The sequence below is a fragment of the Sphingomonas populi genome (assembly GCF_004208535.1).
In the GTDB taxonomy this organism is placed as follows: Bacteria; Pseudomonadota; Alphaproteobacteria; order Sphingomonadales; family Sphingomonadaceae; genus Sphingomonas; species Sphingomonas populi.
On sequence record NZ_SGIS01000008.1, the window covers coordinates 141088 to 162329 of the forward strand.

Annotated in this window: 27 protein-coding genes; 12 read left to right on the forward strand and 15 right to left on the reverse strand. The window is 61.9% G+C overall.

Annotated elements, in window-relative coordinates; all coding sequences use genetic code 11:
* Positions 1 to 683: 683 nt before the first annotated feature.
* The 3 genes from EWE75_RS07455 (at position 684) to EWE75_RS07465 (ending at position 2070) form a co-directional block, all read left to right on the forward strand.
* The gene (locus EWE75_RS07455; protein WP_231708263.1) at positions 684 to 1178 is read left to right on the forward strand and encodes a MarR family winged helix-turn-helix transcriptional regulator; all 495 of its coding nucleotides are present in this window, start codon (positions 684 to 686) and stop codon (positions 1176 to 1178) included.
* Between the two features lie 264 nt (positions 1179 to 1442).
* A complete protein-coding gene (locus EWE75_RS07460) occupies positions 1443 to 1796 on the forward strand; it encodes a hypothetical protein (protein WP_130156029.1) in 354 nt (117 codons plus the stop codon).
* Between the two features lie 43 nt (positions 1797 to 1839).
* Positions 1840 to 2070, forward strand: a complete 231-nt coding sequence (locus EWE75_RS07465; protein ID WP_130156030.1) for a hypothetical protein — start codon at positions 1840 to 1842, stop codon at positions 2068 to 2070.
* A 35-nt stretch (positions 2071 to 2105) separates the two neighbouring features.
* Here EWE75_RS07465 and EWE75_RS07470 read toward each other — a convergent pair whose 3' ends face one another.
* A complete protein-coding gene (locus EWE75_RS07470; protein ID WP_130156031.1) occupies positions 2106 to 2750 on the reverse strand; it encodes a peroxiredoxin-like family protein in 645 nt (214 codons plus the stop codon).
* 110 nt (positions 2751 to 2860) lie between these two features.
* Between EWE75_RS07470 and EWE75_RS07475 the strand changes: the two genes are divergently transcribed.
* Positions 2861 to 3841 (forward strand): YeeE/YedE thiosulfate transporter family protein, encoded by a 981-nt coding sequence (locus EWE75_RS07475; protein ID WP_130156032.1) that lies wholly within the window; start codon positions 2861 to 2863, stop codon positions 3839 to 3841.
* A gap of 105 nt (positions 3842 to 3946) precedes the next feature.
* Here EWE75_RS07475 and EWE75_RS07480 read toward each other — a convergent pair whose 3' ends face one another.
* Positions 3947 to 4831, reverse strand: coding sequence for a LysR family transcriptional regulator (locus tag EWE75_RS07480; protein ID WP_130156033.1), 885 nt, complete (start codon positions 4829 to 4831; stop codon positions 3947 to 3949).
* A 347-nt stretch (positions 4832 to 5178) separates the two neighbouring features.
* Here EWE75_RS07480 and EWE75_RS07485 point away from each other — a divergent pair, with 347 nt between their 5' ends.
* From EWE75_RS07485 to EWE75_RS07495, 3 genes are all read left to right on the forward strand, one after another.
* On the forward strand, positions 5179 to 5772 hold the full coding sequence (locus EWE75_RS07485; RefSeq protein ID WP_231708264.1) for a sigma-70 family RNA polymerase sigma factor: 594 nt from the start codon (positions 5179 to 5181) through the stop codon (positions 5770 to 5772).
* Between the two features lie 90 nt (positions 5773 to 5862).
* The gene (locus EWE75_RS07490; protein ID WP_130156034.1) at positions 5863 to 6504 is read left to right on the forward strand and encodes a DUF1109 domain-containing protein; all 642 of its coding nucleotides are present in this window, start codon (positions 5863 to 5865) and stop codon (positions 6502 to 6504) included.
* A gap of 195 nt (positions 6505 to 6699) precedes the next feature.
* On the forward strand, positions 6700 to 7392 hold the full coding sequence (locus EWE75_RS07495; protein ID WP_130156035.1) for a cytochrome P460 family protein: 693 nt from the start codon (positions 6700 to 6702) through the stop codon (positions 7390 to 7392).
* Here the strand turns inward: EWE75_RS07495 and EWE75_RS07500 are convergent.
* Positions 7364 to 7573, reverse strand: a complete 210-nt coding sequence (locus EWE75_RS07500) for a hypothetical protein (RefSeq protein ID WP_130156036.1) — start codon at positions 7571 to 7573, stop codon at positions 7364 to 7366. The genes EWE75_RS07495 and EWE75_RS07500 overlap by 29 nt on opposite strands.
* Positions 7574 to 7584: 11 nt before the next feature.
* Between EWE75_RS07500 and EWE75_RS07505 the strand changes: the two genes are divergently transcribed.
* On the forward strand, positions 7585 to 8022 hold the full coding sequence (locus tag EWE75_RS07505; RefSeq protein ID WP_165388294.1) for an ester cyclase: 438 nt from the start codon (positions 7585 to 7587) through the stop codon (positions 8020 to 8022).
* Positions 8023 to 8075: 53 nt separating this feature from the next.
* The gene (locus EWE75_RS07510; protein ID WP_130156038.1) at positions 8076 to 8477 is read left to right on the forward strand and encodes a RidA family protein; all 402 of its coding nucleotides are present in this window, start codon (positions 8076 to 8078) and stop codon (positions 8475 to 8477) included.
* A 101-nt stretch (positions 8478 to 8578) separates the two neighbouring features.
* Here EWE75_RS07510 and msrA read toward each other — a convergent pair whose 3' ends face one another.
* The 5 genes from msrA to EWE75_RS07535 form a co-directional block, all read right to left on the reverse strand.
* A complete protein-coding gene (gene msrA / locus EWE75_RS07515) occupies positions 8579 to 9118 on the reverse strand; it encodes a peptide-methionine (S)-S-oxide reductase MsrA (protein WP_130156039.1) in 540 nt (179 codons plus the stop codon).
* A 1-nt stretch (position 9119) separates the two neighbouring features.
* Positions 9120 to 9563: a peptide-methionine (R)-S-oxide reductase MsrB gene (gene msrB, locus EWE75_RS07520; protein WP_130156040.1), complete on the reverse strand. Its 444-nt coding sequence runs from the start codon at positions 9561 to 9563 to the stop codon at positions 9120 to 9122.
* A gap of 256 nt (positions 9564 to 9819) precedes the next feature.
* Positions 9820 to 10695 carry a LysR family transcriptional regulator gene (locus tag EWE75_RS07525; RefSeq protein WP_130156041.1) on the reverse strand — a complete coding sequence of 292 codons (876 nt, stop codon included), beginning with the start codon at positions 10693 to 10695 and terminating at the stop codon, positions 9820 to 9822.
* Positions 10696 to 10853: 158 nt separating this feature from the next.
* Positions 10854 to 11243, reverse strand: a complete 390-nt coding sequence (locus EWE75_RS07530) for a hypothetical protein (protein WP_130156042.1) — start codon at positions 11241 to 11243, stop codon at positions 10854 to 10856.
* A gap of 101 nt (positions 11244 to 11344) precedes the next feature.
* On the reverse strand, positions 11345 to 12256 hold the full coding sequence (locus tag EWE75_RS07535; RefSeq protein WP_130156043.1) for an AraC family transcriptional regulator: 912 nt from the start codon (positions 12254 to 12256) through the stop codon (positions 11345 to 11347).
* A gap of 121 nt (positions 12257 to 12377) precedes the next feature.
* On the opposite strand from EWE75_RS07535, the gene EWE75_RS07540 reads away from it, so the two are divergent.
* Positions 12378 to 13496 carry a zinc-binding alcohol dehydrogenase family protein gene (locus EWE75_RS07540; RefSeq protein WP_130156044.1) on the forward strand — a complete coding sequence of 373 codons (1119 nt, stop codon included), beginning with the start codon at positions 12378 to 12380 and terminating at the stop codon, positions 13494 to 13496.
* Positions 13493 to 13918, forward strand: coding sequence for a DUF3291 domain-containing protein (locus EWE75_RS07545; protein ID WP_130156045.1), 426 nt, complete (start codon positions 13493 to 13495; stop codon positions 13916 to 13918). The genes EWE75_RS07540 and EWE75_RS07545 overlap by 4 nt, the downstream gene beginning before the upstream one ends.
* A gap of 142 nt (positions 13919 to 14060) precedes the next feature.
* Here EWE75_RS07545 and EWE75_RS07550 read toward each other — a convergent pair whose 3' ends face one another.
* The 6 genes from EWE75_RS07550 to EWE75_RS07575 form a co-directional block, all read right to left on the reverse strand.
* Positions 14061 to 14498: a cupin domain-containing protein gene (locus EWE75_RS07550; protein WP_165388295.1), complete on the reverse strand. Its 438-nt coding sequence runs from the start codon at positions 14496 to 14498 to the stop codon at positions 14061 to 14063.
* A 143-nt stretch (positions 14499 to 14641) separates the two neighbouring features.
* Positions 14642 to 15049: a VOC family protein gene (locus EWE75_RS07555; protein WP_130156047.1), complete on the reverse strand. Its 408-nt coding sequence runs from the start codon at positions 15047 to 15049 to the stop codon at positions 14642 to 14644.
* 90 nt (positions 15050 to 15139) lie between these two features.
* Positions 15140 to 16132, reverse strand: a complete 993-nt coding sequence (locus EWE75_RS07560; RefSeq protein ID WP_130156048.1) for an MBL fold metallo-hydrolase — start codon at positions 16130 to 16132, stop codon at positions 15140 to 15142.
* 121 nt (positions 16133 to 16253) lie between these two features.
* Complete coding sequence (locus EWE75_RS07565) at positions 16254 to 16868, reverse strand: peroxiredoxin-like family protein (RefSeq protein WP_165388296.1); 615 nt, start codon at positions 16866 to 16868, stop codon at positions 16254 to 16256.
* A 123-nt stretch (positions 16869 to 16991) separates the two neighbouring features.
* Positions 16992 to 18266 (reverse strand): glycoside hydrolase family 130 protein, encoded by a 1275-nt coding sequence (locus tag EWE75_RS07570; RefSeq protein WP_130156050.1) that lies wholly within the window; start codon positions 18264 to 18266, stop codon positions 16992 to 16994.
* Positions 18267 to 18333: 67 nt separating this feature from the next.
* On the reverse strand, positions 18334 to 19548 hold the full coding sequence (locus tag EWE75_RS07575) for a bifunctional alpha/beta hydrolase/OsmC family protein (protein WP_130156051.1): 1215 nt from the start codon (positions 19546 to 19548) through the stop codon (positions 18334 to 18336).
* 68 nt (positions 19549 to 19616) lie between these two features.
* Between EWE75_RS07575 and EWE75_RS07580 the strand changes: the two genes are divergently transcribed.
* Positions 19617 to 20732, forward strand: a complete 1116-nt coding sequence (locus EWE75_RS07580) for an epoxide hydrolase family protein (RefSeq protein ID WP_130156052.1) — start codon at positions 19617 to 19619, stop codon at positions 20730 to 20732.
* A gap of 110 nt (positions 20733 to 20842) precedes the next feature.
* Here the strand turns inward: EWE75_RS07580 and EWE75_RS07585 are convergent.
* The coding region (locus EWE75_RS07585) for an IS3 family transposase (RefSeq protein WP_130156053.1) at positions 20843 to 21242 on the reverse strand (400 nt) is incomplete at its 5' end.

Consider the following 21242-nt stretch of genomic DNA (forward strand, 5'->3'; position numbering starts at 1 on the left):
CCAACCGCTGCTCCGCGATTGCCCCGATAGATACCGTGATATACTCTTTTTATTTCAATGCTTTGATCGAAAAAATGCCGATTGATCGCGATAACCAAAAATGGCCCCGAATCATTCCCACTCGATTGTTCAAGCGTCCGTAACCGCCTGATTTAAAACGCGAAAAATATTTCTGATCATTGTTTGCCGCTAGCAGGGCCGTCAGAAAGCCAACCTTTTGATTCTATTCGAGAATTTTGGCTGGCTTTCACAAACCACCTATCGAAGACATTCGATATGGCTGATCAGCCGATCAAGCCAGAGACTAGCCGCTGCGGACAAAGGCGTCAGCCCCGAAAATACCGTCCGTCCAGCCGACGGCACCTGCGCCTGATCGATAAATACTGCCTCAAGCGACCGCCCTGTCCGGCCGGGGAAGGAGCGATCGCGATCCAAGCCTGCTGCTACCAGCCGGGGAATGCGCGAATGTAGTAAGCCGCGCGCAGCATGCGCTCCGAAAGCGACCTTAGCAGCGCGACATCACTATCATTGAGCACGTTGAAGGGGCGCGTGAAAGCAGCGTTAGCGCCTTTCGAATCGAAAGGACCGGAACAGGGCAATGCTTGCTGTGTATGCCCCGCGCACATATAGATGTAGCGATGGATGGACCTCGAGATCGGAATATTTTCGGGGCGTTCGCACTCATGATCAGCGACGACATCGTTCGCGCTACGTCATCGCGAGCGCCGGAAGCTGGACCTGCCGCCTCGGCGCTGGCGCTACTTGCACACGAGCCTGGACTCTCGATCCGCGTGCTTGCGGTCGGAGTAGGCCTTTCCCACGCAGGGACAGTTCGCTTGGTGGATCGTTTAGCGGCCGAGGGGCTGATCGAGCGCAGGGATCATTCGACAGATGGGCGGGCACGTTCCCTTTACCTCACACCAAAGGGAAAGGTCGCGAGCGACCAGATCCTCGCCTCGCGTGATAAGGTGATTGCGGAAGGGCTCTCAGTCCTCGATCCAGACGAATTGAAGGTCCTGTGCCGCATCGCCGAACGCGTCCTACGCAATCGCCTGGAAAGTCTCGAGCAGGCATACCGCATCTGCCGCCTGTGCTGCTATGAGGGCTGCACGAACTGCCCGATCGATGCCGAGTTGCTCGAGCGCGGTCTTGACCCGGAGGCGAACGACAACGCTTAGGCGGCTCGGAGGCGCGGGAGTTCCAGGCGCCTTCTAACTCAGGCCTTCCAACCGGGAACAAGCGGGCGACTTCGGCCTACGATCGCGACGACCCGGCCGAACGGCGTTCAAGGTAGCGCAACGTCGACCTTGTAACGCGCTCGTCAGCACGGCCAATCAGAGATCCAGTAGATCCGATCGGCAGCTATCGAAACGATGCGCCAAAGGCATTTCAGCTGGCTGAAGGTCTCTCGTAGTTTCGGGGCAGATCAACGGAGCTGCCCCATGCACCAGGCCCATATCGATACCGATCACGCCGAAGCCGTTTTCTTCGCGGCGGCCATGTTCACGCCGCTTGAGCGAACCGTGCTTGAGCTCGCTCGTAGCGAGCGCGGCACCGGACTGCTCCCGACCTCCGGCTTCAGGTTGTTTCTTGAGCGTGTTTCATTCCGACTGTTCGGTCGCGAGCGCATTCGGCCGCTCGCCGATCCGCGCCTGGAGGCGCTGAGGAGCTTCGTGAATGCGCTGCATCGCTGCAGCCGCGCTCGGGTCGAGGCCACCGCGGATGCGCTTCGCTCGGTGGGCTTCGACCCGCTCCAAGAGGCCTGGATCAGATCGACATTCGCCCGCTGCGCCTGAGGCACACGCCGACGGTCAGGCATCCCATTTATCGGAGACAATCATGCGCCCACAACTTTCGGCATCTTCCAATGCCCACTGTGTCGATTGCACGCCCAACGGCTCTCACCAGCGTATCGTGGTGGCGTTGGCTCTTCTCAGCCTTACCACCGCAGCAATCCTGCTATGGCGCGTCCTTCTCGAACATACAGGCGATGCGCTGATCGCCGCCTTGCTGGTTGGGGTTGCCCTTATAACCTTTATCGCTCCCGCGGCGAAGTTACTCAGGTCATAATCTAGCTCGCGTCGATATAAGGACCGAACCTTCCGCTACCGGAGCGCCACCGCGAGTGCCGCCACATCGCGAGGATCGGCGCGGGCGCGGAAATCGGCGTCTGCGTGCGCGTAACGCACAGTGCCGCCCGCATCGATCACGTACGTCGCAGGAACAGGCAGGAACCATCCATCCGAGGCATAGATCGCGCCCAGGTCCAAGCCGAATGCGCGGTAGCGTTCCTTCATTTCCTCTTCGACATGGAATGCCAACCCGGTCGCGAGCGCGGCCCCATGATCGACATCGCAAAGCATGACAGCATTCCCGCCGACGAGCTGCTGAAGGGAGACTGCGCGATCGCCCACTTCCCCGGCCACAATCACCAGCTTGACGCCGGCGTCATCCAGCAACGGAAGCACCTCCGCCCAAGTCGCCAGCTCGTGCGAACAGTACGGGCACCAGAGCCCTCGCTGGAAACTCAAGACGACCGGTCCATCCGAATACAAGGCATGCAACGACAGATAGCAACCGGTCGTATCCGGAAGGGAAAAGTCCGGAAAAACCTCCCCGACCTGAGGTGAGCTGGCGGCCACCCCATGACGCTTCAGCTTTTCAATGACGCGCTCGTAAAGCTCGGTCCAGCCGTCTGCATCGTCGTTGGCGTTTGCGCTCGGATTAGGCAGGATGCGGACATGACTCATGCTGCCCCGAATACCGTCGAAACCGAATTTATCCTAGTGAGCAGCTGCGTCGTGGCGACCTGCTTTTGTGTCGTTCACACAAGCGCATCGCATGCTCATGGTTTTGTGACGTGACGACGCTAATCGTCTGCATGCTCGCTTTCTGGATGGGCTACTCGGTCAATCAAGGCGGGACCTGTGCCGTCGCGACTGCCTACGAGATCCTCCATCACCGTCGGCCCCGTCTTTTTATCGGCCTGTTGGCAGCCTCGGCCACCGCCGGCCTCTTCGCCGTGCCGTTAGCGTGGTTCGCCACTGGGTCGGCTATGCTCGCTGGTACCGTGGATGTGAGCGGACCATTGCTGGTCGGAGCCGTGGTTTTCGGGATCGGCGCCACCATCAACGACGCTTGCCTGCTTGGGTCGCTCGGCCGGCTGGGAGAAGGGGAGCTTCGGCTTGTCGTCCTTCCGGCCGGTCTGGCTGCCGGCTTCTTCGTGGCCGACAGTTCCGGCATCGGCGGGACCCCTCAAATCAACGAGAGTATCTTATCCGCGCCGAGCACAGCCGGATACGTGGCTCTCGCCGCCTTCGCGGCAATCCTCGTCTCGGCGCTTGCATTGGTCTCTCGCGGCGGGCTTGTTCGTCAGCCGGGACGATGGCCACTCGGCGTGTCCATGTGGGTGCTTGGTGCTACTGGCGGCACTCTCTATGCGACCGCGCCCTCGTGGACGTACGCGGATCTGGTCCACCGCAGCCTGCCGCTTGCTATGAGCCTGAACAACGATGTGGCCGCGTTGACGGTGACGGCCACGATCGCGGGCGCGGTCGCCGCCGCCCACCACCGTAGGAGGTGGCGTCCGCGGAGAATGGCGCCCTCCGACGTCGCGAAGACGCTCAGTGGCGGCTTCCTCATGGGGCTTGGGGCGGCGGTGATCCCCGGCGGAAACGACGGGCTCATCCTCGCCGCTCTGCCGGCGCTCTCGATCGGCGGCGCGGTCGCCTATGTCCTTATGCTCGCTACCATCATGAGCGCCCTCGCTGTCACGCGAGTGTGGCGGGGTAGGCTCAAGCACGCGGACCAACCTGACGTCGACGAGGCCAAAATGGGTTGACCTGGACGTTACCCACCCGTGCGAGGCTTACGCGTTCCTTTTCAGGGCCCTCTTGGAAACCGCGTCAGGCCGCCGAATGCGTGGCACCGTCCCCCCGGTGGCCAGTTACTCCGCGGAACCAGCGGCCCAACTCCGTGCTCGCGACGCGCGCACGAAGGCATCGGCCGCGATGCTTCGCTTCCGCCCCGCCACTGCTCCGAGAACGACTTCTCCGGTGACGTCCGCGTCTGGAAAGCGGATCGAGCGCAGCCGGTCGTCGTCGCGCGGCCTGGGCATGAACGCACTGCCGAGGCCGGCTACGACCAGTCGCTTCACATGCGCCAGATCGCTAGCGCGATGACGGACAACCGGCTCGAAGCCGAGACTGGCGGCGGCCGCCCGCAGGCGGGCGCAATTACCGCCGTCATAATCGATCCAGGCTTCATCGCGCGCCGCAGCAAGAGATGTTGGCGGCCTCATCGCGAGCGGGTGATCCGCCCGGACCACCATGTGGTAGACGTGGTTGTATAACAACCATCGCTCGAGACGATCGGGAGCCGCATCCGGCAACTCGACGATCAGCAGATCAAGGTCCCCGTTCATGGCCGCTTCGAGAAGCGCTGCGGACGTTCCCGACGTCAACGTAAGCTCGAACCCGGGCAATCCCTTGCCGAGCTCTCCCAAGATTACGTCAAAAGTGTCGGTTTCGAGGCTCGCATCGATCCCAAGTACCAGACGGGCAACAACCGCCTTGCCCACGTTCTTGGCCAGCTGTTTCGCCGCTTCCGCCGCCTCGAACGTCCGCTCGAGATGCGGCAGCATCAGGCGACCGAGATCGGTCAGGTGGGTACGGCTGCGCTCGCGGCGGAATAGCGCACCACCCAGCTCATCCTCCAGCTTCTGGACGGCACGCGTGAGCGAAGGCTGGGTGACGTTGCACTCGTCCGCCGCCCGCGTGAAATTCAGTAGCCTGGCCATCGACAGAAAATATCGAACTTGATGCATCTCCATCGATGCAGATTAGCAAGACATTGACACCATGGCGACTTCGCTTTCCGGCAAAATCCTCAGGCGCCAGCGAGCAAGCCTACTCGGACGGACATGACGCAGGCGGCTCCGTCGCAGCTGCATTCGTGTAGAATCGTCGAACTCGCTCAGAATAGCGACCTGCGCTGTCTCAACCAGGGCGTGCCGTCGAACTTCACTGGTCATCTCTAGGCAGTAATCCAGGTCGGTTTCCCCGAAACTATAGCCGTTGAGCATCAACTTTATACGTACCCGGTACGTTCCTCTGTCGGTCATTTGGCGGGACAAGAGAGCTGCGGATCGAGAGTCCGCGGACGCTCGAGGAGACCGTCATGGCGCAGGCTTTTGCACTGCCGATCAGCTTTATGGAGGCACACGGGAAGGGCCGCAGTGTCTCTAATGATCGTTGGGATGAACTGATGATGGCTGCCCTGTCAGGCAACGGTGGCGCATATAACCGCCTGCTGACCGAAGTCGGAGCCTGGCTTCAACGCTACTATGCACGTCGCTTACCGGCCTCGCACGTGGACGATGTCGTGCAGGAAGCGCTCGTCGCCATCCATCTGAAGCGGCATACCTACGAGCCCGAACGGCCCTTTCGAGCGTGGATGACGGGGATCGCCCGGTACAAGTGGATCGACCGGCTGCGCAGCAACAACCGCGACCGCTCTGACCCCATCGAAGGCCTCGAAGTGCCCATCGAAGACCACGCCTCGGAGGTGTCGGGTAGGATGGACGTTCAGAAGCTCCTCACCCAACTGAAGCCTGCGCAGGCGGATGTGATCCGGCTGGTCAAGGTGGAAGGCTACACCATTCAGGAAGCGTCCGCTGCCACCGGCCAGTCGATCGCGCTCGTCAAGGTCAACATCCATCGTGGCATTGCGCGCCTCGCGTCGGCGATCGACGGCGATCAGGACATCGCCTGACCGATCCCCCTGCGGACTTGTAACCGCGCGACCATCAACGGCGAACCAGATGCTGTCGTCAGTTCAATCCTGCGGCACGGGAGTTTGCATATGTCCCTCAAAGATCTGATCGATCGTCTTGCATCAGACACCAAACCTGTTCCGCGACGCTCGCTTTTTCGAAAGATACTATGGCCGTCTCTGGCGATAGGAGCGTTGTGCGGGCTTGTCGTCATGCTGGTGACGATCGGACTGAACCCAGGCCTTCGCGATTCCGGCATGCTGGCGCAGATCCAAGTGAGGGCGGGTCTTGGGCTGGCTTCCGCGTTCGCCGGCCTCGCCGCTCTGGCGCCGTCGCTACGACCGGACGTAAGCTCTGTCTTGCCAAAGCGGATCCTTGCGACCGCAATTACACTCCTCTTTGCAGTCGCCGCGGCTCAACTCTCATCCAACGGACCGAGTTGGTCGGTGCTTTATCTCGGTACAAGCATCGGTCATTCGCCCTGGATGATCATCGTGCTCGCGAGCCCTTCGTTCGTCTCACTTGTCTTTGGCGTCAGGTTCGAGGCGCCGACGCACCTAAACGTCACCGGTGCGGCGCTTGGGTTGACGTCCGGAGGCGTCGGGGCGGCGATCTATGCCTTTGGCTGCAGTGATGCCTCAACGCCTCTCGGTCTGGCATGGTTTTCGGTCGGCATCCTTGTGGCGACTCTTTTCGGAATGCTCATCGCATCGAGACAGCTCCGCTGGTGACGAAGGACCTTTCAGCGAACCGCTTATGCGAATGGATGCGGATGCTGCGCCGGCCCTCGGCAAGAGGGCGTCCCAAAGCTTTCCAGCGTGCGTGTGGACGGTCCGATTATTCGCATGAGCCCCGCTGTAACCTTTCGCAACTGGCGGTCGAACAAAAGACCGTACGCACAATTGTCGGCAAACTTGGGAGGATTTATGGCTCGCTTAACGTCCTACGCGCTCCTGATAGCGGCAACCGCACTGGTGGCGGGTTGCACATCCACGAACGGCGAAGAGAAAAAGTCCGTCAGCTCTGAGTTGCCGGCGCCGGCGGTGAAGCTCACTTTCAACGCCGAGGGCCAGGCCGCCCTTCCGAAGGGTTACCGTCACTGGGTACACACCTACACTGCGTGGGAGACCAACTCGGTTAGCTTCCTCGACGAAAAGTTGACGAAAACGCCTGAGTTGCACAGCGTCTATGTCGAGCCAAACACCTATCGCATTTTCATGAAAACCGGAAAGTGGCCGGAGGGGTCGCTAATCGTCAAGGAGTTCAGCACCACCAACACCGATCCAAAGGTCTGCAGTGGCCCTCCTGCTTTCACCTGCAAGCTCGGTACCAGCACGATCATCTTCCCTCAAAATCACACGGGGGTTACTATGATGCTGAAAGACAGCAAGCGCTTTCCGAAGGAGCCGGGGGGCTGGACATATTACGGCTTTGGCCATCAGGCGCCCCCCTATCAGGCCTTTTCCCCGGCGCGCAGCCACGCTCAGTGTGCCCAGTGCCACATCGACAATGTCGGCCCCAAGGACGACTATGTCTGGTCCGTGAAGCTCAACCAACCGGGTTTCCGCCGGGACGGCGACAACGTGAAACTCAGTCTCGAAGCCGCCTTGGGGGAATAACCAAGGCGACGGTCACGCGACCGCGAAAGCGCTGCGCGATGCCTCCATCGATCGTGCGGGCGTCGGGCAGCAATTTGTCTTCGGTGAGCCAGTGTGGCCTCGGCCGCTCGGCGATGAAACCAAGGACAATCTGAAAGCCTCGTTTTCGGGCGGCGCGATCGAAGCCGCCATCGATAGCCAAGGACAATGCCCATGCCAGATATCGCCGCCATCGTCCGCCAGTTCCACACCAACTATTCCAATCAGGAAGTGGAAAAGAGCGCGCTCCTCGTCATCGATGATGTCGTCGCCGACATCAACGGCGGGGCCGGCAACGGGGTCAACGGCCTAACCTTCCGCGGTCGCGACGAATTCATCGCATGGCTGCAGCACGACAAGATCATGTTTCCGGACGGCAAGCTCGTCCACGAGGATCTCCTGGTGTCGGGCAACATGGCCGCAATCCGCTTCTACATGGAAGGAACGCACCTTGGTCCGGTGCCCGGTCCGGACGGCATAATCGAGCCCACCGGGCGCAGGGTTCATCTCGAAGTGACCGAATTCTCGACCTTCGATGATGGAGGCAAGTTGGTGCACGTCCACACGCTCTACAACACCATCGGCTTGTTGCAGCAGCTCACGGGCAAATAGCCGGTGCCGCGTGGCCCAAAAAACCTGAAATATAACAACGGAAGGATTTGCTGATGGCAAAAAGAGACGTAATCACTCCTGCGGGCAGTCTGACGCTGTACGAGACGTACAAATATTCAGCCGCCATTCGCTCGGGCGACCTGCTGTTCGTGTCCGGGCAGGTAGGCGCGCGCGAGGACGGCAGCCCCGAACCAGATTATGAGCGTCAGGTCGAACTCGCCTTCGCCAACCTGACTGCCGTGCTAGCGGCTGCGGGGTGCACTTTCGACGATATCGTCGACCTCACGACTTTCCACACCGATCCAGAAGCGCAGTTCGACACCTTCCTGAAGGTGCGCGACAAGTATCTGGGCGATCCGCCCTATCCAAACTTCACTACCGTCGGCGTGAACTGGCTCGCCGGCTTCGATTTCGAGATCAAGGTCATCGCCCGTATCCCGAAAGCGACTTCGTAACCACTGACTCGCGCTGCATCGCGACGACGACTGAGGCAGTCCGTCGAGCGATGCATCGGAGTGACGGGAGCGTAAGGGCGCATCCGTGGCGGCAGTGGCGCTTATTCCGCTGCAGCCCCGGCCGAGGGCTGGATGTCACCGGCCTCAGGCCGCTTCGGAAGCACCCAGCCGGGACGGACGAAGTGACAGGTGTAGCCGCCCGGCCGCTTCTCCAGATAATCCTGGTGGTCCGGTTCGGCCTCCCAGAACTCGCCGACCGGCTCGACTTCGGTGACCACCTTGCCATCCCAAAGCCCCGAAGCATCGACATCGGCGATCGTGTCCTCGGCGACGCGCTTCTGCTCCTCGTCGACATAATAAATGCCCGACCGATAAGAGAGGCCACGATCACCGCCTTGGCGGTTCAGCGTCGTCGGATCGTGGATCTGGAAAAAGAACTCCAGGATGTTCCGGTAGCTCGTCACCGCCGGGTCGAAGACAATCTCGATCCCCTCGGCATGCGTGCCGTGATTGCGGTAGGTGGCGTTCGGAACGTCGCCGCCGGTGTAACCGACACGGGTTGAAACGATGCCGGGCCGCTTGCGGATCAAATCCTGCATGCCCCAGAAGCATCCACCTGCGAGAATGGCGCGCTGATACATGTTAAGCCTCCTCTATCTGATCGAGATATTCGCCATATCCCTCGCTCTCCATCTCTTCGCGCGGGATGAAGCGAAGGGATGCAGAGTTGATGCAGTAGCGCAGACCGCCGCGGTCGGATGGACCGTCCGGGAACACGTGGCCGAGATGGCTGTCTGCGTGCACCGACCTCACCTCCGTGCGAACCATGCCGTGCGCGGTGTCCCGCAACTCGTTCACGTTCGCCGGAACGATCGGCTTGGTGAAGCTCGGCCAGCCGGAGCCTGAGTCGAACTTGTCCGTCGAGGCAAACAGCGGCTCTCCGGAGACGATGTCCACGTAGATGCCCGGCTCCTTGTTCTCGTTATATTCTCCCGTGAAGGGCCTTTCTGTGCCCGACTCCTGGGTAATCCGGCGTTGCTCAGCGGTCAGACGCTCAACGGCCGCTTGTGACTTTTCGAATTTCATAATGGTCTCCAACAGTGAAATAGAGGAGGATAGAAGGTTTTCATGGGCAGTCGTCGTCGCACAAACATTAGTGTCGACCTCTTCGGCGTCGACAAAGCGCGTACGATATGACGCCATGACTTGTGCTGACATTCGGCGGCAACAATCACTGCCTCTTTTTGTCGATCGTTGCGCAGACTAATATCGCGGTGAGGCTGGGATCTAGCCAATAGACGCTGCGAATAGTTTCCATAGCGCTAGAGCACCTAGGGCGCAGTCAGCACCACTCATATCCAGCCGCCAGCTGCGCGATCTTCCGCATCTCAACTGGTGCCATAGACCCGGAGATGGTCGCGATCACGACTTCCCGCTCCAAGATGAAACCGTCGATCGGTCGCGTGACGAGGCCGTATGCCGTGGCTGATCGCTCCGGAAGAATGCACGTCGCGTGACTGTCCGCGACGGCCCTTTGGACCCAGTCTTCTCGGTCCGATCGCAAGCGAGGCTGCATGAGCACCCCTCGCTGCGCGAAGTGGTCGAAGATCTCGTCGCGGAATTTACAGTTCATACGATCGATGAAAGGAAACTCGGCCATATCTTCGCCCCGCACGCTTGCACTGGCTGCCAAGGGATGGCTGGCCGAGCAGCCGAGCACAAAGCGCTCCCGGAATAGAGAATGAACCTCCAGCTTGCGTTCCGGTCTGACTTCGCGCGGCAGAATGCACGCGTGGAACCGTCCCGAGAGCACCTCCGACGTGTCCTCGGTCGCCAAAAGCGAGTGCAGCCTGATCTCGATGGATGGCGCGTCCGCTAACGCACTTTCGAAGAACGCCGTAAACTCCTTGGGTCCGACGGAGGGCGCCACGGCCACATCCAGCACCCGACGCTTTCCCTTCGCCCAGTGCTCGGAGTGATTGCGGACGCTCCTTATCGCAACCATCATCCGCCGAAACTCTGCTTCAACGTCGTGACCAAGACCGGTCAGGCGGCTGTTCTTGCCATCCCGATAGATCAATGGTCCGCCAAGCTCCTGTTCCAGACGGCGAATTGCGCGGGTCAGACTTGGTTGTGACACACCGCTCCGACGAGCGGCTTCCGTGAAACTCAGCGTCTCGGTCCAGTTAATGAAATAGATGACTTGATTGAGTTCCATTTCCCTCGGCCCATCACCCTAACTTTTGCTTCTTCCGCAAGACCGCCGTGGGAGAGCGGACGCGAATGTATGCGCCGCGCATATAATATGCGCACAGGGATTTGTCTATATGCACCGCGCATATAATATGCGCTGGGTAGCTATCGGTTATAGGCCGCTTAGCTCAGCACCGCCGGTAGCTTCGTCAGAGCGTCGTTAAACCGCGTGCCGACGGTCGACGGGTAACCGTGTGGGGCGTCTTGCCGCGGCCAGCGCGCGAACGTCGTCCAGCAGACGCGCTGAGAACCCGCGATAAAGACTTCGCCGCTGGCCTGGGCTTCACGGCGCCCATGTTGATGCAAGCCGCGGGTCGGCAAGCGGCTTTGCCGGCTCAATGCCGAAAAGCGCGCGCTAAAGGGCGTTTGGCCGTCGCCAGGCTCGATAAAGGGTCCCGGTCGGCCAAGCGCTGCCACCTCGCGTTCCAGAGGGGAGAGGGTGTTGACGCGCCGGCTCGCGGTCGGTGCCAAGGCGCCAACAATCTGGAAGCAGTCGTGTTGCATGTAGGCCATCGGACATCTCCTGGCTGGTGATGGTCCTTAGATAGGCTCACTAGCTGGGACGCCCCATGCTGAGAAGTCCAGCAGATCATCGCCAACGTCCAGAAGTTCGGCTACGCGGCCACTGCCTTGGCGAACTCTCTCGGCGAGTGGCCGAACGATCGCTTGAACGCCGCACTGAACGCGCTTTCAGATTCATATCCGACGGACGGTGCCACGGTTGCGATAGAGACACGACCGCTCGCGAGCCGATCAGCCGCCACCATCATCCGCCAGCGCGTCAGGTAATCCATCGCCGGCTCGCCCACCGTTTCCTTGAACCGAACGGCAAAGCTCGAGCGCGACATACCGCCAATGCGGGCAAGGTCGGCGAGCGTCCAGCGCCGCGCAGGGTCGGCGTGCATCGCCGACATCACGGCGCGCATCTGCTTGTCGGCCAGCGCGAACAGCCAGCCTGCGCTATGGGGCGAGCGCTCAGCAAGGTGTAGCCGCAGCGCCTCAATGAGCAGCGTTTGCGCCAGGTGCCCCGCCATCAGTGTGCCGCCCGGTTGCGGGTCACGCAGCTCGCGCATCAGTCGCTCGATTAGCCATCCGAGCGCCGCCTTGGTCGCCTCTGCCCGGATGTGGACGATCGGAGGCAGTATGCCGAGCAGCAGTTCGGTGTGCAGCCCGGTGAAGTCGAAGAAGCCGCCCACGCCGGAACAGCCGCCCCCACCACCCAGGACGCCAGTCTCGCCGGCGGGGAACGAAGGGAAGAAGGCGAAGGCGTCGGTCACCGGCGCGCCGATCGCGCTGTAGAGGCTGAACGCTACCCGGCCGGGCAGCAGGATGAAGTCGCCCGCATGAAGCGCCATGGCCGCATTTCCGTCCTCGAGCGCGATCCAACACGTTCCGGCGTGAATGGCGAAGCATTTGACGCCCTCTGCCGGGGGGTAGGCAAGCGCCCAGTCCCCGCCGGCATCCAGGCCGCGAAATCCGTAGCTGCTGGGCTTCAGCAGGCCGAGCACGTCCGACAAGGGGTCCATTTCGACAATTCCTGGACGCTAGCGATGATATCGCGGACCTTGCCGCATGGGCAGTCCAGTGTCACCAGCCTATTTCCAATCCCAGCGCTGCATCTTCACATGGCACCGCGGGAGATCGATCATGACCGACAACACCGCCCTCTGGCTCTCCTCCAAGCGCGCAGACTTCACCGTGGCGGCAGCGCCGTTTCCGAGCGCGCAGTCGGGCGAAATTGTCATCCGCACCCGCGCGATCGCCATGAACCCGATGGACCGTCTGGTGCAGACCTCGGGCGACCTGATGACCCCGTACCTGCACTACCCGGCCGTCGTCGGTTCCGATGTCGCCGGTGAAGTCGTTGCCGTCGGAGCCAACGTAACTCGGTTCAAGGTGGGCGACCGCGTGGTCGGCTTTGCTGCCAGCACCGATAAGACGCGCAACCGCGCCGCGGAGGGTGCCTTCCAAACCTATGTCGTCCTGCTCGAGCATATGACGTCGGCAATGCCCGATGCGCTCGCGTTCGAAGATGCGGCCGCACTGCCGCTCGGTATTTCGACAGCGGCCTGCGCGCTCTTCCAGCGCGATTTCCTCGCCCTGAACGCGCCCGCCAAGGGAGCGCCAGTGACCGGTCAGACCGTTCTGGTCTGGGGAGGGTCCACCAGCGTCGGCGTCAACGCGGTTCAACTGGCCGTTGCCTCCGGCTACGAGGTGATCGCCACGGCCTCGCCGCGCAACTTCGACCTGCTTAGGCGGCTCGGCGCAACAGCGGTGTTCGACTATCGCAGCCCGACGGTCGTCGCTGACGTATCCGCAGCACTGCGCGGCAAGACGGTCGCTGGCGCCGTCGCCATCGGCGCGGGATCGGTGCGACCGTGCATCGATATCCTAGGAACGTGCAAAGGCAAGCGCTTCATCGCGACGGCGACGCCGCCAGCGTCCTTCGACGCGGTCCCGGCCGGGCGTGGTCACTGGCGCAAGCTGATTGCCGCGATGGCCGGCACCGTCGCAGGCAACATCTCGCTCGCGTTGCGCGCCCGCAGCAAGAAAGTGACCCTGAAGATGATCTGGGGCAGCACGCTGATCAGCAACGAAGTCGGGCCGATGATCTTTGAGACATTCCTGCCGGACGCTCTTGCTGACGGCCGCTACGTAGCAGCCCCTGCGGTCGAAATTGTAGGGCACGGGCTGGCGTCGATCCCGGCGGCGCTCGAGCGCCAGCGCCGCGGTGTTTCCGCCACGAAGCTGGTGGTGACGTTGTGAGCGGGTTCGTCGTCAGCGTCACGCGCTTCCGCGTTCGCAGCCTGCGGTTCCTGCCCTTCTTCCTGATCCATGCGCAGCGCTGCCTGACGCAGATCAGGAGAAGTGACGGCTATCTGGCTGGAGCGCTACGCCACGATCGCGATCATGCCTATTGGACGACGAGCGTGTGGCGTGATGAGGCTGCCCTGCTTGCCTATGTCACCGGCGGCGCCCACCGCACCGCGATGCCCAAGATGAGCGAGTGGGGCGACGAGGCCAGTACCGTTCGGTGGGTTCAGGACAGTGCGGAACTTCCGTCCTGGCCGGAGGCGATCGAGCGGATGCGGCGCGAGGGACATGCCCTGCCGCTCCTTCATCCGGGACCGGGGCATGCCGGTCTTGGCTTCGCGGCAAGCGAGCCTGCGCAGATGGCGCGGATCTGAAGAGTCAGGCGATGCAGTCCCCGCCTCGCCGCAAGCCGCCGAAGGCCGGCCATTATTGAATTTGGGACGACCATTCGCTGCCACGACACGAGCTGCCAATCGCTCGGTGCTCGGTCGTAGCGGCGGCTTGTGCTGCGAGATGTCAGTTGGCGGGCTGTGCCAGCGGCTGCCCCTTCGCGACGATGTACGTCACCACAACCTTGAACGGGACGGTGCCGGTTGGCTTGGCGCGGTGGATCCGACCTGCTGGTATCGCGAAGCTGTCACCTGCGCGGATCGTGCGCGCTGGCTGTCCCTCAATCTCAAGGAGGGACGAACCTGCGAGAACGTAGCCGATCTCGTTTTCAGCGTGGCTGTGCCGCTCGGCTGGCGCGCTCGGCTGAATAACCGCGATGCCGATGCTTTCTTCCTTCGCCGGGTCAGAAGCCAGCGGGAGCTTCTGGAGCTCTGTCCAGACTATGCCCTTGATGTCGGTGCTGGCATTCTGCGCAACTGCGGGCGTCCCGACTCCGATGGCGAGCACCGCAGCGGCTATCATCGCCCCATATCCGGTCGCTCTGCTAATCGTGGGCTTGTTCATACTGTCTCTCCTGAAGCATCGTGGTGCGGTTCGCGCCAACCTGATGTTCGTCTTCAGCGCCCGACAGGTTACAGCACTGCGCATCTGAGGCTCGGTGAATCATCCCTCGCCGCTCGTCCTTATCGTCGCGGCATCCAGCGACCTCACAGCTCGGATGATAACTTGCCTTCGCGCTGCGGCGCTCGGATGAACTGCTCGATCAAGTCATCGGTCCACTCGACATACTCAACGTGCAGACCGTCCGCGTGTCGAGCGTACAGCATGCGCCCGGTAGGTACGTCGATGACCGGTTGTGTGATGATTGCGCCTTCGGCAAGAAGCTCGTCGTGCAGTGCCATGATGTCGCGCACAATGAGAGGCCCATGACTACCGCGGATCGGCGCTAAGGCTTCCTCCGTTCCCGCAACGACAAATACGTCGCCGATCCCCGCCAAATCCCAGTCACCATATTTCAGACGCAAGTGCGCCTTTTGGCCGTGCAGCCGTTCGAACGTGGCGAGGGTTCCCTCGTAATCGTTGGTGAACACGCGAGCATATGTCTTGAGGATCATCCCAGTGCCTTCTTTGCCGATCATTTGAGCCTTTGACGAGATCACCCGGGAGCCGAGGAAATGGCGCGATCTCGATCCGAGCGCGCCAGCTCACAGCTTGAGCCTGTTCCCCTTCTCCTCCCGGTCGGTCTGTTCGATCGGGTACCAGCGGTAGCCGGAACCATCGGCGGCGATGTGGCCCACGCCCGGAAACGGCAGGTGGGGCGCCGCGATCAATGCGCGGTCTCGTGCAAAGCGCTTGAACGCGGCTTGCCGGACGGCACGCGCCTCGTCCTGGCGAACATCGAAGGTGATCGTCACATCGGGCCGCGGGAACTGGACCGCGGCGGAATGAATGAGATCGCCGACGAAGACGAGGCTCTGACCCTTGCTCGTCAGGGTATAGAACGCAGTGCCGGGCGTATGCCCGGGGTGGAGTTCGGCGCGAATGCCCGGGAGGATTTCGCCATTCGCATCGATCGATTTGACGCGACCGGCAGTGACATAGGGCGTCAGCGTCTTCTCGGTTTCCGTCCAGAAATGCTTTTCGAGGCCGCTCTTGGCAGCGTTGGTTACATCCGAGAAGAATCGCACATCAGCACCACCGGCATAAACCGTGGCCCGCGGGAAGACGATCTTGCCAGCCTTGGTCAGCCCGCCGCTATGGTCGGTGTGAACGTGTGTGATGAGGATGTCGGTGATCGTCTCCGGCGCGGCGCCGACGGCCGCGAGCGCGTCGAGCAGCCGCCCTCCGTTCCCAGGGCCGAAAAGTTCACCGGCACCGACATCGACAAGGATGCGCCGCCCGTTGAAGTCGATCAGGTAGGCGTTGATCGAAGCTTCCGTATGGTATGACAGAAAACTGCGGGCGAGGAGCCCATCGATCGTTTGCGTTGGGGCACCGCGCAATATCTGGTGCAGGTCCAACGGAACCGTTCCATCCGACAATGCCGTCACTTTGGCATCGCCAACGGTAAAACTGTATGTTGCAGGCTTGGTCTGTCGGACGTTCCCGGGAACGGTGTCTGGCGCGGCGGCGGCGGCAATCGCCAGGGGCGAGACGGTGGCTAAAGCAAGAAGAGCCACTGCTTTCAGTCTGATCATGTCGTTACTCCTGTTTGATGAAAAGGTGACATCGGCAGATTTGCCGGTGGAAGGGGTGGCCGGAGATGAGACCCACCGGGGCGGCCGTTCGCACACGGCTTCTTCCGGTGCCGCATCGGCGCTAGGAGAAGGCTGCGATCACCTCCCCTGGATCTGCCCGCAGCCGAAAATCCGGCTCGACGAAAGCGAAGCGGACGATGCCGCTTCGATCGATGGCGAAGGTCGCGGGGACCGTTAGGAACCAGCTATCGGAACCGTAGATTTCCCGGAGGTCCAGGCCGCATTCTAGGTAGCGGCGACGGAGTTCCGGATCGCTGCGGAACGCGAGCCCGGAGCGAAGCGCGACGCCGTGATCGACGTCGCATAAAACCTCTGCACCGCCTCCCAGCAGATCGCGGAGTATGGCAAGTCGGCCATCGACTTCGGGAACCACAGCGACGAAGCGCGCGTGAAGACTGGCCAATTTCGAGCTGTGCAATGCCCAGTCTGCGAGTTCCCGGCGGCAATACGGGCACCAGCCCCCGCGGTTGAAGCTGAGCACAACCGGACCATCGCCGAGCATCTCGTAAAGCGTCCGGTAGCGGCCTTCTTCATTTGGAAGGGCGAAGTCCGGGAAACGTTCTCCGACACGTGGTGCCTTGGCGCCCGCGCCATGGTGCCGGAGGCGGTCCACGACGTCCTGGAACAGATTGGCCCATTTGGGGGACGTCTGTTCGCAGTCCGCGAGGACGTCCAATGTAGCTGCATGTATCATGACCCGGATATGCGCCTGCTGGCGCCATCCCAGTAGAGATTGGCAGCTATGGGTTTCATGCCCGCCGAACATCGAAAGGCTGACCTAAACGGACAGGACGAGCCGTCATTCCATTGCGGCCAACAAGGCGTCGACGGTGGTCGCGGCGAACGCAGTGAAGCTGTCGGCTACTGCATAGGGGATCAGGATGTCGCGCCCAACCGCCAGCGCGCCGCAGCTGTAGACGACGTTGGGGACATAACCGTCACGCTGATCCTCGGTTGGCGCGAGGATTGGCTTGGGCGTTCGTGCGAGCAGCCGGGTTGGGTCGTTCTTGTCGAGAAGGCAGGCGCCAATGGCATAGTTCCTGACCTTGCCCAGACCGTGGGTGAGCACCAGCCAGCCTTCCGCGGTCTCGATCGGCGAGCCGCAGTTCCCCATCTGCACGAACTCCCACGGATAGCGGGGCTCCACCACCTTCACACCGCCCGACCATTCGAAGACATCGTCGGAGGTCAGCAACCAGATGTTCTCGTTGTCCTGTCTGCCAAGCATCGCGTAGCGGCCGCCCACGCGCCGAGGGAAGAGCGCCATGCCTTTGTTCTTCACCGCATCGCCTCGCAGCAGCCGCATGTCGAAGCCGTGAAAATCGTTGCCCACCAACATCTCTGAGCGAGCTTCCCGCCCGTCGAAGGCGGTATAGGTGCCATAGTAGGTGGCCGCGCCGTCATCATCGACGAAGCGGACCATCCGCACGTCCTCTATTCCCTGACGCTGGCTAGGCGTGACCGGAAACAAAACCGTCTCCGAAATCACCCGGCTGCCACCGCAGTGAAGCTCGACGAAGGTCGTATCGCCATCCCTGCCCTGCTCAACGACCGGCGGCTGGGTCGTTGGGCCGACGGGATCGATGTCGAGCGCACCGCCCGGCGTCCAGACAGCGGTCCGGAAGCTAAGGGAGGACACGTGACCCTCCCCGATCGCTCGAAGCGACATGACGAACCGCACCGCGCCATCGGGCACGTCCGATTGATCCGGATGCAGGACGGCGCTGGGATTGAACAGCGCGGCCGCCTCGAAAGAATATTCCTGCGTGAAGTAGGAGCCGATCAGCAGCCGCTGGCGGTCGTTTATCTCAGCCCCAATGCCAAGCTCGGCTGCCAGCGCTTCGTAGCGCCGCATCAGCATCCCCTCGACCTCATTGTGACGCTCGTCGAGCGAATGGGAGATGTCCGCCAGCTCGGCGTCGAGTTCGCGCTCACCCAGTGCCAGGATCCGAGCGACGATGACGTCGGCACGAGATTGGTCTGCCGGACCGTGACCCTCTGGGTATCCAGGGACGAACGGCCGAGCGATCGTTCGCGAGGGGTCCGGCATGATCGTCGCGGGATAGTGAATCATGGGTGGGCTTTTGGTCACGTCGTTCCTCTCGGCACTCGTATGCTTTTCCAGCGAGGCGCGGCAGCTATCAGGCCGCAGCGGCGGGTGCCGCAGCGACGGTCTCGATCCGCAAGTCGCTTTCCAAAGTCCGGTGCACGGGACAGCGGTCCGCGACCTTGAGGAGCAGCGCGCGGTGCTCGTCCGACAAGGGGCCGGTCAGGTCCACATGCCTGGTTATGCGCTCGATCTTCCCCTGCCCGGCCTGGCAATCCTGGCCGTGAACGCGGTCGTGACGTAGCCCGATGCTGACATTCTCCAGCGGAATTTTCTCGCGCGCGGCGAACAGCTTGATCGTCATGGCGGTACACGTCCCGAGAGCCGCCAGCAGCAGGTCGTAGGGCGTGGGTCCCGCATCCCATCCACCCAGTCGCAACGGCTCGTCCGCCACAAAGCGATGCTCGCCCGCGACCACGTCCTGCAGGAACTTGCCATCGGTCGAGCGCACCTGGACGGTGCCCTCGAGATCGATCGCAGTCTCCGACAACGGCTCCAGGTAGCGCTCGACCCAGGATGCGATCATCGCGGCGACCTGCTCGCCATCTCGCTTGTTCGTGAGCAGGTGGTCGGCATCATCGAGCGACATGAACGATTTGGGATGCTTGGCAGCGTCGAAGATCTCCCGCGCGTTCTCGACGCCGACGATCCCGTCGATCGGGGAGTGCATGACCAATAACGCTCGCTTCAGTTCGGCCAGCCGCCGCCCCTGATCCTGGCCCCGCGCCGCGTCGAGAAAGTCCTTCCGGACAGTGAACGTGCGGCCAGCGATCGTTATCTCAGCCTCGCCGGCACGCTCGATCTCGTCGATCTGCGAACCGAAATGGTGAAGGACATGCGCAGGGTCGAACGGAGCGCCGATTGTCACGACCGCCTTCACGCTCGGAACATCAGCGGCGGCGGCAATCACGGCAGCGCCGCCGAGTGAATGGCCGACGAATATGGTGGGCGCTTGATATTTTTCGGCAAGGTACGTCGCCGCGTGCTTCAGATCCTCGACGTTGGCGGCGAAATGGCTGTCCGCAAATGCGCCGCCACTCGCGCCAAGCCCTGTGAAGTCGAAACGCAGCGTCGCGATGCCATGAAGCGTCAGGGCCTGCGCGATCCGCTTTGCCGCGTGGCTCTGAGACGAGCAGCTGAAGCAATGCGCGAAAAGCGCAAACGCACGGGGCTTACCCGGCGGGAGGTCGAGCGCACCGGCAAGGTCGACCCCTTCTGCATTCTTGAACGAGATCTTTTCCGACCGCATTGTTACAGTCCTCCCATATAAGCCCTATTCGCCGCGTTCAGCCAAAGCGTTACAGGTCGGGAGAGCCGATGATGGTCGTGCCATTCGAAATACCGTTCGACCGGAAGATGGTGACAGATCTACACCGACGTCTCGCCGAAGTGCGGTGGAACGACGCCGTGACGACAGACTGGAGCCAGGGCACAGAGAGCGGCTTTCTTGCCGCGCTCGTCGCTCACTGGCGCGATCGCTACGACTGGCGTGAACGCCTCGCTGCCCTCAACCGGCTGCCACACTTCCGCGCGACGATCGACGGCTATGGCGTGCACTTCCTTCATTTCCGAGGCGGGGGTCGAACGCCCCAGCCTTTGCTCCTGATGAACGGCTGGCCATCGAGCTTCCTCGAATACCGGCATCTCGTACCGCTTCTCGTGACCGGCGATCCATCCTTTGACGTCGTGATTCCATCCCTTCCCGGCTTTGGTTTTTCGGACAAGCCCAGCCGCCCGTATCAAGTCGAGCCGGCTGATCTTTATCCCAAGCTGATGGCCGCGCTCGGCTACGAGCGCTTCATGGTGGCTGGCACCGATATCGGGTCCGGGGTGGCCACACGGATCGCGCTTCAGCATCCGGACCGTGTTCATGCCCTGCATGTCTCAGCGGTTGCGCCAAAGCCCGATCGCCCGGGCGACCCACCTCCGAGCGAGGCAGAAGCCGCCTACGCGCGACGCGCCGCAATTTGGAGCAGGGATGAGGGCGGGTATCAAGCGCTCCAGAATTCCAAGCCGCAGACGCTCGCCTTCGGCCTCGCGGACTCTCCCGTTGGTCTGGCGAGCTGGATAATAGAGAAATTCCATGGGTGGACGGATTGTGATGGCGATCTGATCTCTGTTTGGCCCTTCGAGACACTGATCGATAATTTGATGGTCTATTGGACGACCAATACTATTGGCTCGTCGGTAAGGTACTATCACGAGGGCACCCGGATCCGTCCTCCGCTCGCGGCCGATGCCTATGTTCACGCGCCGACCGCCGTGGCGATGTGGCCGCACGACTTGGCGCTTGCCCCACGCGAGCTCGCCGAGCGTCTCTATAACGTCCGCCGCTACACCCTGATGCCCAAGGGAGGGCACTTTCCGGCCTGGGAAGCTCCGGATCTATACGCCGAGGATCTCCGCCGTCACGCTGATGACAGCATCGCGTGACCGATGGACACGATCGCCTGTCACATCCGGTGAGAGCCGGCTCCCTCCGCTCGGGTAACCTAAACAGCGCTGGCAGTCGTTGAGCTGCTGCCGGTCCCATGGACACCAAGTTAGGCTACATGCGCTTGCCGCTCGAAGTCCATGGGGCTGAGATAGCCCAGCGTCGAGTGCCGGCGCGTCGGGTTGTAGAAGCGCTCGATATAATCGAACACGTCCGCCTTCGCGTGATTGCGCGTTCGATATGTCTTCCGGCCGATCCGTTCGGTCTTCATCGACGAGAAGAAGCTCTCCATTGCCGCGTTGTCCCAGACGTTGCCCGACCGGCTCATCGAGCAGGTGACGCCATTGTCGGCCATCAACCGCTGGAACTGCTCGCTCGTGTATTGGCTGCCCTGGTCCGAGTGATGCAGCAGAGCGTCGGGCTTTCCGCGTCGCCAGATCGCCATCATTAGCGCATCGGTCACGAGCTGAGCGGTCATGGTGTCGCTCATCGACCATCCGACCACGCGG